12 protein-coding genes are annotated in these 14,926 nt (G+C 66.7%); 5 read left to right on the top strand and 7 right to left on the bottom strand.

Annotated features, from left to right (window positions below; all coding sequences use genetic code 11):
- Nucleotides 1-45: 45 nt before the first annotated feature.
- From LH128_RS14380 to LH128_RS14365, 4 genes are all read left to right on the top strand, one after another.
- Nucleotides 46-1,464 (top strand): L-serine ammonia-lyase, encoded by a 1,419-nt coding sequence (locus LH128_RS14380; RefSeq protein WP_008830373.1) that lies wholly within the window; start codon nt 46-48, stop codon nt 1,462-1,464.
- Nucleotides 1,465-1,554: 90 nt separating this feature from the next.
- A complete protein-coding gene (locus LH128_RS14375; protein WP_008830372.1) occupies nt 1,555-2,310 on the top strand; it encodes a sensor histidine kinase in 756 nt (251 codons plus the stop codon).
- Nucleotides 2,307-5,237 (top strand): PAS domain-containing protein, encoded by a 2,931-nt coding sequence (locus LH128_RS14370; RefSeq protein WP_008830371.1) that lies wholly within the window; start codon nt 2,307-2,309, stop codon nt 5,235-5,237. Before LH128_RS14375 ends, LH128_RS14370 begins: the two co-directional genes overlap by 4 nt.
- A gap of 109 nt (nt 5,238-5,346) precedes the next feature.
- The gene (locus LH128_RS14365) at nt 5,347-6,192 is read left to right on the top strand and encodes a FadR/GntR family transcriptional regulator (protein WP_008830370.1); all 846 of its coding nucleotides are present in this window, start codon (nt 5,347-5,349) and stop codon (nt 6,190-6,192) included.
- A gap of 42 nt (nt 6,193-6,234) precedes the next feature.
- On the opposite strand, the gene LH128_RS14360 is transcribed toward LH128_RS14365, so the two are convergent.
- From LH128_RS14360 to LH128_RS14335, 6 genes are all read right to left on the bottom strand, one after another.
- A complete protein-coding gene (locus tag LH128_RS14360) occupies nt 6,235-7,086 on the bottom strand; it encodes a TauD/TfdA dioxygenase family protein (protein WP_008830369.1) in 852 nt (283 codons plus the stop codon).
- Nucleotides 7,071-8,438: an amidohydrolase family protein gene (locus LH128_RS14355; protein WP_008830368.1), complete on the bottom strand. Its 1,368-nt coding sequence runs from the start codon at nt 8,436-8,438 to the stop codon at nt 7,071-7,073. The genes LH128_RS14360 and LH128_RS14355 overlap by 16 nt, the downstream gene beginning before the upstream one ends.
- A gap of 108 nt (nt 8,439-8,546) precedes the next feature.
- Nucleotides 8,547-8,999 carry a tRNA (cytidine(34)-2'-O)-methyltransferase gene (locus tag LH128_RS14350; RefSeq protein WP_008830367.1) on the bottom strand — a complete coding sequence of 151 codons (453 nt, stop codon included), beginning with the start codon at nt 8,997-8,999 and terminating at the stop codon, nt 8,547-8,549.
- A 51-nt stretch (nt 9,000-9,050) separates the two neighbouring features.
- On the bottom strand, nt 9,051-10,469 hold the full coding sequence (locus LH128_RS14345) for an efflux transporter outer membrane subunit (protein ID WP_008830366.1): 1,419 nt from the start codon (nt 10,467-10,469) through the stop codon (nt 9,051-9,053).
- An 8-nt stretch (nt 10,470-10,477) separates the two neighbouring features.
- Nucleotides 10,478-12,013 carry an MDR family MFS transporter gene (locus tag LH128_RS14340; protein WP_008830365.1) on the bottom strand — a complete coding sequence of 512 codons (1,536 nt, stop codon included), beginning with the start codon at nt 12,011-12,013 and terminating at the stop codon, nt 10,478-10,480.
- On the bottom strand, nt 12,010-13,173 hold the full coding sequence (locus tag LH128_RS14335) for an HlyD family secretion protein (protein WP_008830364.1): 1,164 nt from the start codon (nt 13,171-13,173) through the stop codon (nt 12,010-12,012). Before LH128_RS14335 ends, LH128_RS14340 begins: the two co-directional genes overlap by 4 nt.
- Between LH128_RS14335 and LH128_RS14330 the strand changes: the two genes are divergently transcribed.
- Complete coding sequence (locus LH128_RS14330; RefSeq protein WP_172705055.1) at nt 13,167-13,754, top strand: MarR family winged helix-turn-helix transcriptional regulator; 588 nt, start codon at nt 13,167-13,169, stop codon at nt 13,752-13,754. The two genes, LH128_RS14335 and LH128_RS14330, sit on opposite strands and share 7 nt — an antisense overlap.
- A 207-nt stretch (nt 13,755-13,961) precedes the next feature.
- Here the strand turns inward: LH128_RS14330 and gluP are convergent.
- Nucleotides 13,962-14,926 (bottom strand): glucose/galactose MFS transporter (gene gluP / locus LH128_RS14325; protein WP_008830362.1); only part of this gene is annotated, 965 nt, incomplete at its 5' end.

Below are 14,926 nucleotides of genomic sequence, written 5' to 3'. Positions count from 1 at the left end.
GCGAGGGCACTTTCGCCCCTCGCAAGCGGCGCTTATACGGCGGGGATGCAAACCGATGCCGCCCCTCTCTCCACCGACGCCGCGCTTTCGGCTGTCGCGATCAGCGCTCTCGACATCTTCTCTATCGGCATTGGCCCGTCCAGTTCGCACACGGTCGGGCCGATGCGCGCGGCGCTGGCGTTCATGGAGAGCCTGCCGCAGGCGCCCTCGCGCGTCGCCTGCGACCTCTACGGCTCGCTGGCGCTGACCGGGCGGGGCCATGCGACCGACGCGGCGGTGCTGCTCGGCCTCTCGGGGCTGCGCCCGGAGTCGGTCGATCCCGATGCCGTGCCCGCGACCATCGCCGACATTCGCGAACACGGCCGCCTCGTCAGCCGGACCTTCGACACGGAGATCGGTTTCGACGAGAGCACCGACCCCGTCTTCCATTTCGGCGAGTTCCTGCCCGCTCACGCCAACGGCATGCGCTTCACCGCCTGGTTCGCGGAAGGGACCGAACCGGTCGAGCAGCATTGGTACTCCGTCGGCGGCGGCGCGGTGGTGCGCGGCGATGCGACGTCCCTTCCACCCCTGACGCCCGAGAGCGGGCACAACCTGCGCCAGCCTTTCCCGTTCTCCTCGGGCGCGGAACTGCTGGCGCTGGGCGAGGAAACCGGCCTCTGCTTCGCCACGCTGGTCCTGCGCAACGAAGGCGTCTGGCGGCCCGAAGCCGAGACGCTTGCGGGGCTCGACCGCATCATCGACGCCATGGACGCCTGCGTCCAGCGCGGACTGAAGCAGGAAGGCCTGCTGCCCGGCGGCCTCAAGGTGCGTCGCCGCGCCCGGACCATTCACACCCGCCTGCGCGCCCAGAAGGACAGCTTCGGCCCGGCGCAAACATTCGAATGGGTCAGCCTCTTCGCGCTGGCCGTGAACGAGGAGAACGCAGCGGGCGGCCGCGTCGTCACCGCCCCTACCAACGGCGCCGCCGGGGTCATCCCCGCAACCCTGCTCTACTACCGCAAGTTCGTACCAGGGGCCGACCGCGAGGGAGAGCGCACCCTGCTGCTGACGGCCGCGGCGATCGGCTTCCTCTACAAGAAGCGCGCCTCGATCTCGGCGGCCGAGATGGGCTGCCAGGGCGAAGTCGGCGTCGCCTGCTCGATGGCGGCGGCGGGTCTGGTCGCGGCGCTGGGCGGCACCAACCAGCAGATCGAGAACGCCGCCGAGATCGGCATGGAGCACAACCTGGGCCTCACCTGCGACCCCATCGGCGGCCTCGTCCAGATCCCCTGCATCGAACGCAACACCATGGGCGTGGTCAAGGCGATCAACGCCGCCTATCTCGCCCTGCAGGGCGATGGGCGCCACATCGTCAGCCTCGACGCGGTGATCGAGACGATGCGCCAGACCGGCGTGGACATGGCGAGCAAGTACAAGGAAACCAGCCTCGGCGGTCTCGCCGCCAACGTCGTGGAATGCTGACCGCGCGCCGGAACGCCGGGCGATCCAGAGCGTTTGCCTCGCATCGGGGCCTCGCTTAAGCACCGATTCTAGAGATGGTTCGGGACAGGCATGGCAGCTGGAAACGAAAACGGCCTGACGGCTACCCCCGTGACGATTCCCGCGGCGCTGGAGGCGCTTTCGGTGGAGGAACTGAGGCGCCGCCTCCACGAAGCGGAAGAAGCCCTGCGTGCCATCCGCGAGGGGGATGCCAACGCCATGCGCAGTGCGGACGATAGGCGCCAGACCCTGCTGATGCATGAACTGGATCACCGCGTAAAGAACACGCTGTCGATGGTTCTGTCCATCTGTAGTCGGACTTTGTCGAATTCTGACGGGCTCGACGACTTCCGCGTGCGCTTCACGCGCCGCATCCAGGCGCTGGCAGCCACCCACAACCTGCTCGCCGATGTCTCCTGGACCGGGGTTGACCTCTCCGCGATGATCCGCTCCGAACTCGCGCCCTACCTTTCTTCTCCCGGACCACGCATGGAACTCGCCGCACTGGATCGTCTGGTCGCACCCGACGTCGCGATCGCCTTCGGCCTCGTCGTGCACGAACTTACGACCAACGCAGTCAAGTACGGCGCATTATCGGCCGAAACCGGCTGCGTGACCGTCAGGGGACGCGCGCTCGACGGCGATCTCTACGAAATCATGTGGACGGAAAGCGGAGGCCCGCGCGTGGAATCACCCAGGCGCCACGGTTTCGGCCAGACCCTGATCACCCGCAGCCTCGCCCGCGGAGAAGGCACCGGAGCGACGGTGAACTTCACGGCCGACGGGGTCGTCTGCCGAATGGTCCTACCTGTCGAGGCCCACGCATGACCGACGCTTTCGGCCGGCCCAGCCATGAGGAACTGCGTAAATGGCAGGCATTCCAGCTGCGTCTGCTCGACCGCATGCGCCGCAGCGAAGACGCCGAGGACATCCTCGCCACGGCAGCGCAACTGCTGGGCGAGCACCTCTCGGCTGGCCGCTGCGGCTTCGCCACGATAAGCGACGACGGTGTGAGGGCGCATCTGGACGCGGACTGGTCGAGCACCCTGCCAAGCCTCGCCGGAGAGACGCGCGTGCTCGACAGCTTCGGCCCCGCGATCATCGCAGAACTGCGCCTTGGCCACACGCTGGTAGTCGCCGACAGCGATACCGACCCGCGCACCGCCGCCTTCGCTGAAGGCTGGCGAAGCATCGGCTCGCATGCGCTGGTGGTCTGTCCGATCTTCCGCGAAGGCAGGTTCGACAGCGTTCTCTATGTCCACCACGCAACCCCGCGCATCTGGACGGAAAGCGAGACCCGGCAAGTGGAAGACGTCGCCCTGCGCACCCGCGATGCCGTCGATCGCGCCCGCAGCGAAGTCGCCTTGCGCGCCAGTGAGCAGCGCTATCGCTCCCTTTTCAATTCCATCGATTCCGGTTTCTGCGTCGTCGAAGTCGTATTCGACGATGATGGCAAGGCCAGCGACTATCGCTTCATAGAGGTCAACGATTCCTTCGAGGCCTACACCGGCATCGCCAATGCCCAGGGCCGATGGATGCGCGAGATCGCACCCGCCCATGAGCAGCACTGGTTCGATCTCTACGGCCGTGTCGCCAGGACTGGCCGCCCCGAACGGATCGAACTTCCCGCCCGCCAGTTGGACGACCGCTGGTACGCCGTACAGGCCTATCGCGTCGATGACCCCGCCCGGCACCACGTCGCCGTCCTGTTCACCGACCTGACCGCACGCCGCCGCACCGAGCGCGCGCTGGAGCGCAGCCGCGAGGAACTGGAACTGGCCGTGCGCGCCGCCGAACTGGGCCGCTTCGACTATCGCCCGCGCGAAGGCACGCTGACCTGGGACGACCGCTGCCGCGCCTTGTTCGGCCTCTCCCCGGGTGTAAGCGTCAGCTACGAGACGGCCTTCCTTGCAGGGCTTCACCCTGAAGATCGCGACCGCGCCGACCGCGCCGTGGCGGCATCGCTAGACCCTGATGGATCGCATCATTTCGAGGTCGAGTACCGAACCATCGGGATCGAGGACGGCGAACTGCGCCACATCAGCGCCCATGGCCTCGCCTTCTTCGAAGGTCGCGCGCCGGTACGCCTGATCGGCACCGTGCAGGACGTCACCAGCGACCGGGAAGCCAATGCGGCCCTGCGCGAAGTGGGCGAGCGGCTGCGCCTTGCCGGGCGGGCCACCAACGACGCGGTGTGGGACTGGGACTTGCGCGCCGACCACGTCACCTGGAACGAGGCCCTGGCCCATGCCTACGGTCACGTGCCCGAGGCAGTGGCTCCGACCGGTGAATGGTGGCTGTCGCAAATCCACCCTGACGACGCTCGCCGCATCCATGAAAGCATCTTCCGCGTCATTGACGGACAGGGCACCGACTGGACGGACGAATACCGCTTCCGCCGCGCCGACGGCAGCTACGCCGACGTTCTCGACCGCGGCTACGTCATCCGCGACGAGGCCGGACGGCCGCAGCGCATGGTCGGCGCCATGCAGGACGTGTCCGCTCGCAAGGCGGTGGAGCGCCAACTCGAGGAAGAACGCCGCCGCCTTCACGAGGAAGTCCTCGAAACCGCCGCCGAGCGCGACCGCGCCGAGGATGCGCTGCGCCAGTCGCAGAAGATGGAGGCAGTCGGCCAACTCACCGGCGGCCTCGCGCACGATTTCAACAACCTGCTGGCCGGCATCTCGGGCGCGCTGGAGATGATACACACACGCATTGGGCAAGGCCGCACTGGCGAACTGGAGAAATACTCGACCGCCGCGCAAGGCGCGGTGCGCCGGGCGGCAGCGCTGACGCATCGGCTGCTTGCCTTTTCCCGCCGCCAGACGCTGGCACCGACTCCTACCGATGTCGCAGCCCTCGTGGTCGGCATCGAGGATCTGGTGCGTCGCACGGTCGGGCCGCAGGTCGAAGTGCGAACCTCGTCTTCCTCCGGGCTGTGGTCCACCCTGGTCGATCCCAACCAGCTTGAGAACGCGCTGCTCAACTTGTGCATCAATGCGCGCGATGCCATGCCCGGCGGCGGCATTATTCGGATTTCTAGCGCCAATGTCACCCTGTCAGACCGACAGGCGCGTGAGCAGGACCTGGAGCCGGGAGAATACGTCGAAATCAGTGTATCGGACACCGGCACCGGCATGACACCGGCCGTCGTCGAACGCGCCTTCGACCCGTTCTTCACCACCAAGCCGATCGGAGAGGGCACCGGGCTCGGCCTGTCCATGATCTATGGTTTCGCGCGTCAGTCCGGTGGACAGATCGGTATCGCGACGCAGCCCGGGCAAGGCACCATCATGCGCCTCTACCTGCCGCGACACGAGGGGACGGAGGCGCCCGCCGCCGTTGCAGCGCCCGTTCCCGAGCAGGAACCGGTCGCCGAACGATCGCAGCGAACCGGCCGGATCCTCGTCGTGGACGACGAACCGACGGTGCGGATGCTCGTGGTCGAGGTCGTGGAGGAGCTGGGCTATCGGGTCATGAAGGCGCACGACGGACCCAGCGCCATGCGGATCATCGAAAGCGGACAGCCGATCGACCTGCTGATAACCGACGTCGGCTTGCCCGGAGGCATGAACGGGCGGCAGATAGCCGATGCCGCACTGGCCCGCCTGCCCGCGCTCAAGGTGCTGTTCATCACCGGCTATGCAGAGCAGACCGTGATGAGCAACAACCAGCTGGCGCCGAACATGGCGATCATGACCAAGCCGTTCGCAATGGAGGCGCTGGCGAACCGAATCCGTGAAATAGCCGATTAGAGAGGGATGGCTTCAAGGGGAACCATCCTTCGCTCGTACTGAAGATGCCCGGTGCGGTGATCGCCCTCAGGCCACGCTTCCGGGCCGGCCTTCAAATCATAATTATCATATGAAACGTTCTTGTCCGGCCTGCCACGCGCACTACGATGGCATTGCGCGACGGCGCAACGAAAAGGACAAGGACGGTTTCGTGGCAGGGTCTTCCCATCTCACAGTCGATGAACCGGCGACCCAGCTGGGCCGGAACCTGACATACGGACTGCTCGACAATATCGGCCGCGCCATCGTCACCGGCCGGTTCGAGAACCAGGTCTTCCCGACCGAGGCGGAACTCGCCAAGCAGCACGGTGTCAGCCGGTCGGTGACGCGCGAAGCGGTGAAGATGCTGACCGCCAAGGGGCTCCTCAGCGCTCGCCCGCGTCAGGGCACGACGGTTCAGCCGACATCGTCGTGGAATCTGTTCGATACCGATGTGCTGCGCTGGATGCTGGAACGCCGGCTTTCGCTAGACCTGCTGCGCCAGTTCAACGAACTGCGCGTGGCAGTGGAGCCCGAGGCCGCAGCCCTCGCCGCCCGCGTCGCGGGTGAGGACGATATCACGCGCATCGACGACGGCCTGCGCCGCATGCAAGCGGCCGAGCGGGGCCTGGATGACCCATTGGAGGCCGACATAGCCTTCCACGTCGCAGTGCTGCGGGCCTCGAAGAACCCGTTCTACATCCAGTTACGCGACGTGGTCGGCAACGCGCTGCGCACCTCGATCCGCTTCACCAATCGGATCAAGGGACGCACGGCGGACGTTGCCGAACACGCCAAGGTACGCGATGCCATCGCCTCTCGGGATGCGAGCGCCGCACGGGTCGCGATGCGCACGATCATCGGCGACGTGCTGGTACTGGTCGAGGACCGCCTGCCCTCCATCGACCGAGCAGCCGAGCCCCCACGCACCGCCTGAGATTAATGGCCGTAGGGTGGAACTACAGTTCCAGTTCACATGTCAAACAGGAACATCGCCAAGTATCTGCACGCGAAAACCGGACCGGACTTGGGGGAAATAGTCCCAGGTCGCCGAGTGTTGCGTGCAGCGGTTGTCCCAGAACGCGATCGAATGCTGCGCCCAGGAGAAGCGGCACTGGAACAGCGGATGCTTCACGTGATCGAACAGGTAGCCGAGCAGCGCGTCGCTTTCGGCGCGCGGCAGACCTTCGATATACGTGGTGTATCCCTTGTTGACATAGATGGCCCTGCGGCCCGTAGCCGGATGCGTGCGGATCACAGGATGCGTGCTGCGCGGCAGCTTCATGCCCTCCGGCGTGATGCCGCCGAAGCCGACCACCGCGTCATGAACCGCCGTCAACCCGTCAAGATGCGCCTTCATCCGGTCCGAAAGCGCATCGTAGGCGGCATACATGTTGGAAAACGCGGTATCCCCGCCCACCGGCGGCACCGTGTGGAGGTAGAGCACCGAACCCAGCGGAGGCTCGGCATCGCAGCTCATGTCCGAATGCCAGTCTTCGCCCGCGACGAAAGTGGAATCCCCGTCGGCGTGCATGACCGTGATTTCGGGGTGTCCCGGCTGCTGCCAGGGCTTGGTGCTGGGCGCGATGTGGATGCCGCCGAAGTAATTGGCGAAGCGCTTGTGCGCCGTATGGTCGATGGGCTGATCGCGAAAGAAGATCACCAGCCGATCCTCCAGCGCGCGGTGCAGTTCCTCCACCTCCAGATTGGAGAGCGGCTGCGTGAGGTCCACACCCGAGACCACCCCGCCCATGCCGGGGGTGAGCGGGGTCACCGTAATCGCCGAGTATTCCACCTTGTGCGTCCCTTCCTTCGTCAGATGATCGGCCATTCGCTGACCAGCGGCAATCCCGAACGCCCGAGCACCGCTTCCGCCATCGCCTGGCCCTCGGTCCAGAGCGCGTCCTCGTCGATGAGAGTGCAGCGATGATCGGCCACCACACGCACGCCATCGACCCAGACCGAATCGACGCCCCGCCCATCGGCGGAGGCGACCAGCTGCTCGACCGGATTGTTGAGCGGCACCCATTCCGGGCGCCGGATGTCATGCGCGACGATGTCCGCCTTCATGCCGACCGCCAGAGCGCCGATGCTGTCCGACAACCCGAGCACTTTCGCGCCGTTCAGCGTCGCCATCTCCAGCGCTGCGTGCGCGGGGAACAGCGAACGGTCCTCGCGCGCGTCGCGGAATAACGAGGCCATCAGCGCCATGACGCGCATCATGTCGTGGTTGTCCGCGCCGTCGGTTCCAAGCGCGATATTGACGCCCGCCGCCGCCATTTCCGGAAACAGCCCGCGCCGCGTCACGCCGTAACCGCCGCGCAGGGCCGCATCGGGGCAGTGTGTGACATTGGCTCCGCTCGCCGCGACCAGTTCGGCTTCGCGCGCATCGATGTGGACCATGTGGACGAGGTTGAGATGCGGCCCCAGCACGCCAAGGTCGGACAGATGCTCGACCGCGCGCTTTCCGGTCTGGGCAAGATACCATGCGGAATCGCCGGCGACAGGGCTCATGTGCGCGGAGACCCCGGTGCCGGTTCGCCGGGCGAGATCGGTCACGCACCGCCACAAGGCGTCGGTCGCGGTCATGTGGCCAATGAGGTTGGGCCAGGCGGCAATGCGGCGGCCATCCTGCGGGTATGCCTCCAGATCGCGCTCCAGCGCCGCGAAAGCGTTCCGGGTGAGCGCCTCTGCATTGGCGGCCGGGTCCCAGGCGCGATCCTCGGTCCAGCGGCCGACCCGCCCCCGAATGCCGGTTTCTGCGATTGCTGCCATGACCTCGTCGAAGGCGATGACCGTGCCCGCCTCCAGGAAGGTCGTCGTGCCGGTACGCAGCATCGCCGCGATGGCCAGTTTCGCCGCAACCGCCTGTTCGGCGGGCGCGTGGTCCTTGTAAAGGGGGATCACCCAGCGGCCGAGCGTCTCGTCGAACGGCAGGTCGCCGGGAATGAAGCCCCGGATGAGGGTCTCGGTGAGGTGGACATGGGCATTGACGAAGCCCGGCGTCAGCAGGAACCGGGAGCCATCCACCACCTCGCGCGCCTCGATCGCCGCCAGATCGGCGGCCTTCCCCACGGCGACGATGCAGTCACCTGAAAAGGCGATGCCACCGTTACGGATGACGCGGCGCTCGGCGTCCATCGTGATGACGGTCGCGCCGGTGATGATGGTGTCTGCCTGCATGCGTCCCCGCCGTGGTGATGGCTGCGACTATAGCTCTGGTGCCGGGCGGCACTTGAGCGAGCGCGGCAGTTTTGTTGATCGCCCCCGTAATCGTCAGATCCGCAATCTTCAGCCAGGCAATGTCGAAGTCTGCCGCAACCCTTCGCCAAGGGCCAGCGCCGCCGAAGTCGCGAGATTCATCGAGCGAACCTGCGGACGCATGGGAATACGCACGCGGGCATGGCATGCATCGGCGACCGATGGGGGAACGCCTGCGCTTTCCTTTCCAAACAACAGCACGTCGTCAGGCAGGAAGCTGAACTCGTAGGCGGATTCGCTGCTCTTGGTCGTGAACAGCACCAGCCTGCTTTCGCCGACCGTGCCTCTGAACGCCTCGAAATCGGCATGGCGCGTCACGCTGACGTGATCGATGTAGTCCATCGCCGTGCGGCGCACGCGGCGGTCGTCCCACTCGAAGCCCATCGGCTCGATGAGGTCCACACCGACACCGAAACAGGCGCACAGGCGAAGGACGGCGCCGACGTTGCCGGCGATTTCCGGTTCGAATAGAGCAATGCGCATCGGCCGCTAATAGGCACCGCTGCATGTTTCGCGCAAGCCTGCGCTCAGCGCTCAGCGCCAGGCGAAGCCCAGCGCTTTCTGGATGGCGACGTAATCCCCTGTCAGGGCGGCACGCGCTGAGACGAGGTCCTGCTCGGCGCGGTTGAGGTCGTTGCGAGCGCTGAGCGCGGCGATTCTCGTTGCTGTCCCAGCCTGATAGCGGCTCTGCGCCAGCCGTTCGGTCAGAGCCGCCTTGTCCCGCACGCGCGCCAGCGAGGCGACGGTCACGCGGGCTTCGCGGAACCGTGCAAGGGCGTCTTCCGCGTCCTGCAGGGCCGACAGGACGGTGCCGTCGTAGCGGGCCTCCGCCTCGTCACGGGTCGCCCTGGCCTGCCCGACTTTCGCCTTGGTGCGGCCGAAATCGAGGAAACTCCAGCTCAGCTGCGGCGCGCCGACCGCCACGAAATCGTCGAGATTGCCGAGATCGCTGATCTTGGTGCCGCCGATGCCGATGAGGCCCATGAACGACAGGCGCGGGAAGCGGGCGGCCTCCGCCTGGCCGATTTTCGCGGTATCGGCGGCCAGCGTACGCTCGGCAGCGCGAATGTCGGGACGGTGCGCAAGCAGCACCGAAGGGTCACCCACCGGCACCAAGGCGGGGGGTAAGGGTATCTCACCGGCCGCCGACAGGTCCGCATCGACCGCGCCAGGCTGCTGACCGGTCAGCACCGCCAGGGCATTGAGATAGGCGTCCCGCTCGGCCGCCAGAGGGGAAATCCGTGCCCGCGTCGCATCCAGCTGGCTCTCGGCCTGCGCGACGTCCGCCGCTGTCGCCGTGCCGCGGTCGAAGCGCTGGCGGGTGAGCGCCAGCATGTCCGTCTGCATCGCCACCGACTGCTCGCCCAGCGCGATGCGCTGCTGGCGGTCACGCAAGTTCAGGTAGTTCTGCGCGACGTTGGCGGAGATGCTGACCTGCACGTCGGCAAGGCTCGCCTCGGTGCCTTCCATCTGTGCGCGCGCGGCTTCGACGGTGCGGCGCTGGCCGCCGAACAGGTCGATCTCCCAGCTCGCGTCGAAGCCGAGGTTGTAGAGGTTGAGGTCGCTGCTGGAACTGCCGCTGCTGTCGCTGGACCCCAGGCTCGCCCCGGGAATGTGCGCGTGGGCATAGAGGGCGGAGGCGCTCGCCTTGGGTGCGCTGTTCGCGCGCTGCTCGCCCAGCGCGGCCCGGGCCTGCCGCAACCGGGCTTCGGCAGCGCGAATGTCGGTGTTACTGGCAAGAGCGCGGGTGATCAGGGCGTCGAGCTGTGGATCGCCGAGGGTCTTCCACCAGTCGGCGACCGGCGGCGCGCTGGTCGTGCCCGCATCGGCGCGCACGAAGGCCGCGCCAGCGGCATCCGATGCCGTCTTGGGCGGCCCGGCATAGTCGGGGCCGACGGTGCAACCGGCCAGCAAGCCGGTGGCGAGGGAAAGCAGCAGAATCTGGGAACGCATGGTCTTCCTCAATGTCCGGACGCCAGCGGCGCGTTCTTGGGCAGCGGGCGCAGGAAAAGCACGAGCGGGATCACGAACACGATCCCCACCGACATGATCCAGAACATGTCGCTGTACGTCATCGTCAGCGCCTGGGTCTGGATCGTCGCCGCGATCGAGCGCAAGGCGCCGCTCCCCTGCCCGGCGACGTAGTCCTGCACCGCCAGCGAGTTGGCGTTGAGGCTCTCCTCGAGCCTGCGGCTATGCAGCCACAGCCGCTGGTCCTGGATGATGGCGATCCCGGCCAGAGCGAACGAGCCGCCCAGGTTGCGCGCGGAATTGTAGAGCCCCGAGGCGTCGCCCGCCTGCTCCGGCGGCACCGATCGGATCGCCGCCTGATTCAGGAACATCATGCAGAACACGGTGCCCATGCCGCGCAGCAGCTGGGAATCGGTGAAATCCGAACTATCGGACGTGGCAGTCAGCCCGGTCTCCAGCCAGGCGCTGAGCGCCAGGATGCACAGCCCGAGGCAGACGGAAATGCGGATGTCCACGTTGCGCAGCAGCCAGGGCGTGATCGGCATCATCAGCATCACCGGAATGCCCGAGAGCATCACCACCTGCCCCGCCTGCAGCGAATTGTACCCGGCGATGGTCGCAAGGAACTGCGGGATCGCATAGGACGTGCCGTAAATCACCATGCCGACCACGGTGACCATGGCGACGACGCTGCCGAACTGCCGGTTGAGCAGGAGGCTCAGCCGGATGACGGGCTTGCGCGCCGCCACCTGCCCAAGCCCCAGCAAGGCGAAGCCCAGCAGCGAGATCAGCGTCAGGGTGATGATCAGCGAGGATTCGAACCACTGTTCGCGCTCGCCCTCTTCCAGCACGACCGTCAGCGCGCCCAGCCCCAGCGCAAGGCCGAGGATGCCGAGCCAGTCCGCCTCGCGGATCAGGTGCAGCTTGGCCGGCTGGTGCGGGATCGCGAGGAGCAGCAGCGTCACCAGCGCGATGCCGACCGGCAGGTTCAGGAAGAAGGCGTAGTGCCAGCTCACGTTCTCGGTCAGCCAGCCGCCAAGCACAGGGCCGACCACCGGCCCCAGCAGCGCGGTCGCACCGAACAGGGCGTTGCCTACCGGTTGCTGCGCGCGAGGCAATCGTGTCGCCACGATCGTCATCGCCGTCGGGATCAGCGCGCCGCCGGTAAAGCCCTGCCCGATGCGGCCGACGATCATCATCGGCAACGTCGTCGAAAGACCGCAGGCAATCGAGAACAGGGTGAACAGGATCGAGGCGACCAGCAGCAGCGTGCGCAGGCCGAGCAGCCGCTCAAGCCAGCCGGAGAGGGGAATGACGATGATCTCCGCCACCAGATAGGCCGTCGCGATCCACGTGCCCTCGGTGCCGCTGGCGCCGATTTCGCCCTGGATCGTCGGCAGCGAACTGTTGACGATCGACACGTCGAGCGTCGCCATGAGCGCACCGAGCGTGCCCGCCGCCACAGCCAGCCAGGCCGCCGCATCGGCGCGCTGTTCAGGTTGAGGCGCGGAAACCGCGTCGTTCACGGCTTGGCGTCCCGGCGTGCCTCTTCCTGAGCGGCGATGCTGCGCTGCGCGCCCTTGGCCGAGATCGTGTCGACGGTGACGACGACCGACAGGCCCGGCACCAGCACGCGCCGCGCTTCGGTGCCCGCGTCGATGGCGATGCGCACCGGCACGCGCTGGACGATCTTGGTGAAGTTGCCCGTGGCATTCTGCGGCGGCAGCAGGGAGAACTGCGCGCCCGTGCCCGGCGAGATGCTCTCGACGTGTCCGGCGATCTTCGTGCCGTCCAGCGCGTCGATCTCGATCGTCGCGGGCTGGCCCGGACGCATCAGGCCGATCTGGGTTTCCTTGAAATTGGCGGTGACGTAGAGCTTGGACAGCGGCACCACCGACATCAGCCGCGTACCCGCCTGCACGAACTGCCCGGCACGCACCGTACGGTCGCCGATCCGGCCCGCAACGCTGCTCTTCAGCACGGTCGACCCTACGTTGATGTGCGCGGCGGCCAGTTGCGCACGCGCCGCCTCGCCCTGCGCGTCGGCCTGGCGGACCTGCGCATTGAGCGAAGCGATCCGGCGCTCGGCCGAAAGCAGCGTGGCGCGCTGTGCATCCGCGACGGCGCGGGCTTTCGCCGCCTGATTGCGCAAGCTGGACAGACGCTCGGCGGTCTCCGCTCCGCTGGCGGCGAGCGGCGCGTAGCGGGCCGCCTCTCCAGCGGCGAAGCGTGCGTCCTGCTCGGCCGAGGCAAGCTGGGCGCGCGCCTGCGCGATGGCCGCTTCCTGCTCGCCGATCGTGGCGCGAACATTGTCGGCATTGGCCTTGGCGACGTCGATCTGGGCCTGATACTGCTGCGCCTGCGCATCGTAGTCGCGCGGGTCGATGCGGACGAGCGGCTGGCCCACCTTCACATCCTGGTTGTCACCGACGAGGACTTGCTCGACATAGCCGGAAATCTTGGGAGAGATGGTGACGGCGTCAGCCTGGATATAGGCGTCGTTGGTGTTCTGCTCGAATTTGCCGTAGATCTGGTACTGGGCCAGCCACAACCCGCCCGCCACCAGCACCAGAACACCCGCCGCCAGCAGACCACGACGCACACCCGGGCGCTTGAGCGGTGGCACCCGTTCCGGTCCCTGATTCGCGGCAGACTGCCCCTGCGATTCGCTCAAATCCGTTGCCATCAGTCGAAATCCATACCGTTATTGCTGCATCGCAGCGGCGATTGGGCTCGCACTTGCACCTAAGCGCGATGTATGGCAACACCATTTTATATGGTCCCACACTATTTCTCGTCATGAGCATCGAGCAAGAAATCCTCGAAGAGATGCGCGATCTGCACCAGCGGATGCATCGCCTGTTCAACGATCGCGTGCGCGAGCGGGGCACGTCGCTTGCGCAGCTCAAGCTGCTGATGCTGCTGGATCGCGCCGGGCCGATCCGCTCGACCGACATCGCCGACACCCTCAATCAGGCGCCGCGCACGGTGACCGAGGCTGTGGATGCGCTGGAACGCGATGGCCTGGCGATGCGCACGCCCGATCCGAACGATCGCCGCGCGAAGCGGATCAGCCTTACGCCGGCCGGGGCGGTGGTGGTGCAGGAAGTCGCGCCTTACCGAGATGCGTTCGCCGCCGAGTTCTTCGAGACTCTTCCGGCAGCGGACATGGCAGAGTTCCTGCGCATCCTGAAAACGCTGAACGACCGGATCATCGAGATGGGCGCGCCGGTCGGCCTGATCCCGGGTGCAGCCTCAGGTCAGTAAGGCAACCGTCAGAGCCGCGATCGTGCCGGTGCACATCACCGCAATGCACAAGATGCGGAATTCGCAGGCGCAAAATACGGATTCCAAACCGTCCATAGCCTCTCTCCATGCCGCCTCATTCTTGAGTGCGTCAGGGAGAATACCACGGACGATAATGGCCCGCCAGCGGCGGCTGACGGGCCATGAATGCATCGCGGCGGCGTTGGCCTACGCCTGTGCGGCGCTCTTGCGCGCGAAGAGGCCGAAGCCCGCGATGACGGCGTAGCATAGCGCCGGAAGCACCAGCGCCACGCCGAGATTGCCCCCGGCCGCGTCGGCGATCGCCCCGGTCGCCAGCGGCACGATCGCCCCGCCGCAGATCGCGACGTTGATGATGCCCGACCCGTCCGCCGCACGCATGCCCAGCTTGTCGCAGGCGAGGCTGAAGATGGTCGGGAACATGATGGAGTTCATCAGCCCCACCGCCAGCAGGGCATAGCCCGAGACATGGCCGCTGGACGTCACCGAAAGAGCGATCAGCGCGATCGCCGCGCAGGCGTTGAAAGCCAGCACGATGCCGGGGTTCAGCACGCGCAGCACCGCCGAACCGATGAAGCGGCCGACCATCGCTCCGCCCCAGTAGAGGCCGATCAGCTTGCCCGCCGACTGCTCGGGCAGCGCCATCACATGGTCCTGCATCAGGTAGCTGACGATGAGCGAGCCGATCGAGACTTCCGCACCGACGTACAGGAAGATGCAAAGCGCGCCGTAGCCGAAGCGCGGACGCTTCAGCAGATCGAAGCCCGCGAAACCGTCGGTGTCCCCGTGCTTCTCGACCGGGAGACGATTGCGGAACATCCACACGGCTCCCGCGACGATCGCCAGGGCGACCGCGATGCCCAGATAGCCGTGCACGATCGCGGCACTCTCCGCGCGGCGATAGGCGTCGAGCGCCTCTCCGGTCAGGTCATGGGCGGACACCTTGGCCAGACTGCCGAGGATCAGCACCGACCCCGCGATCGGGAAGATCGTGGTCCCCAGCGAGTTGAACGCCTGCGCGAACGTCAGGCGCGAACTGGTGGTTTCCGGCTTGCCGAGCAGGCTGATCAGCGGGTTCGCCACCACCTGCACGATCACGACCCCCGCCGCGAGCACGAAGTACGCGGCCAGGAACAGCCAGTAGCTCCCCGCCC

Origin of the sequence: Sphingomonas sp. LH128, assembly GCF_000293195.2 — a bacterium.
Classification (GTDB): domain Bacteria; phylum Pseudomonadota; class Alphaproteobacteria; order Sphingomonadales; family Sphingomonadaceae; genus Novosphingobium; species Novosphingobium resinovorum_A.
The sequence above is the reverse complement of the archived record's forward strand: the minus strand, read 5'-3'. Positions and strand labels throughout refer to the sequence as shown.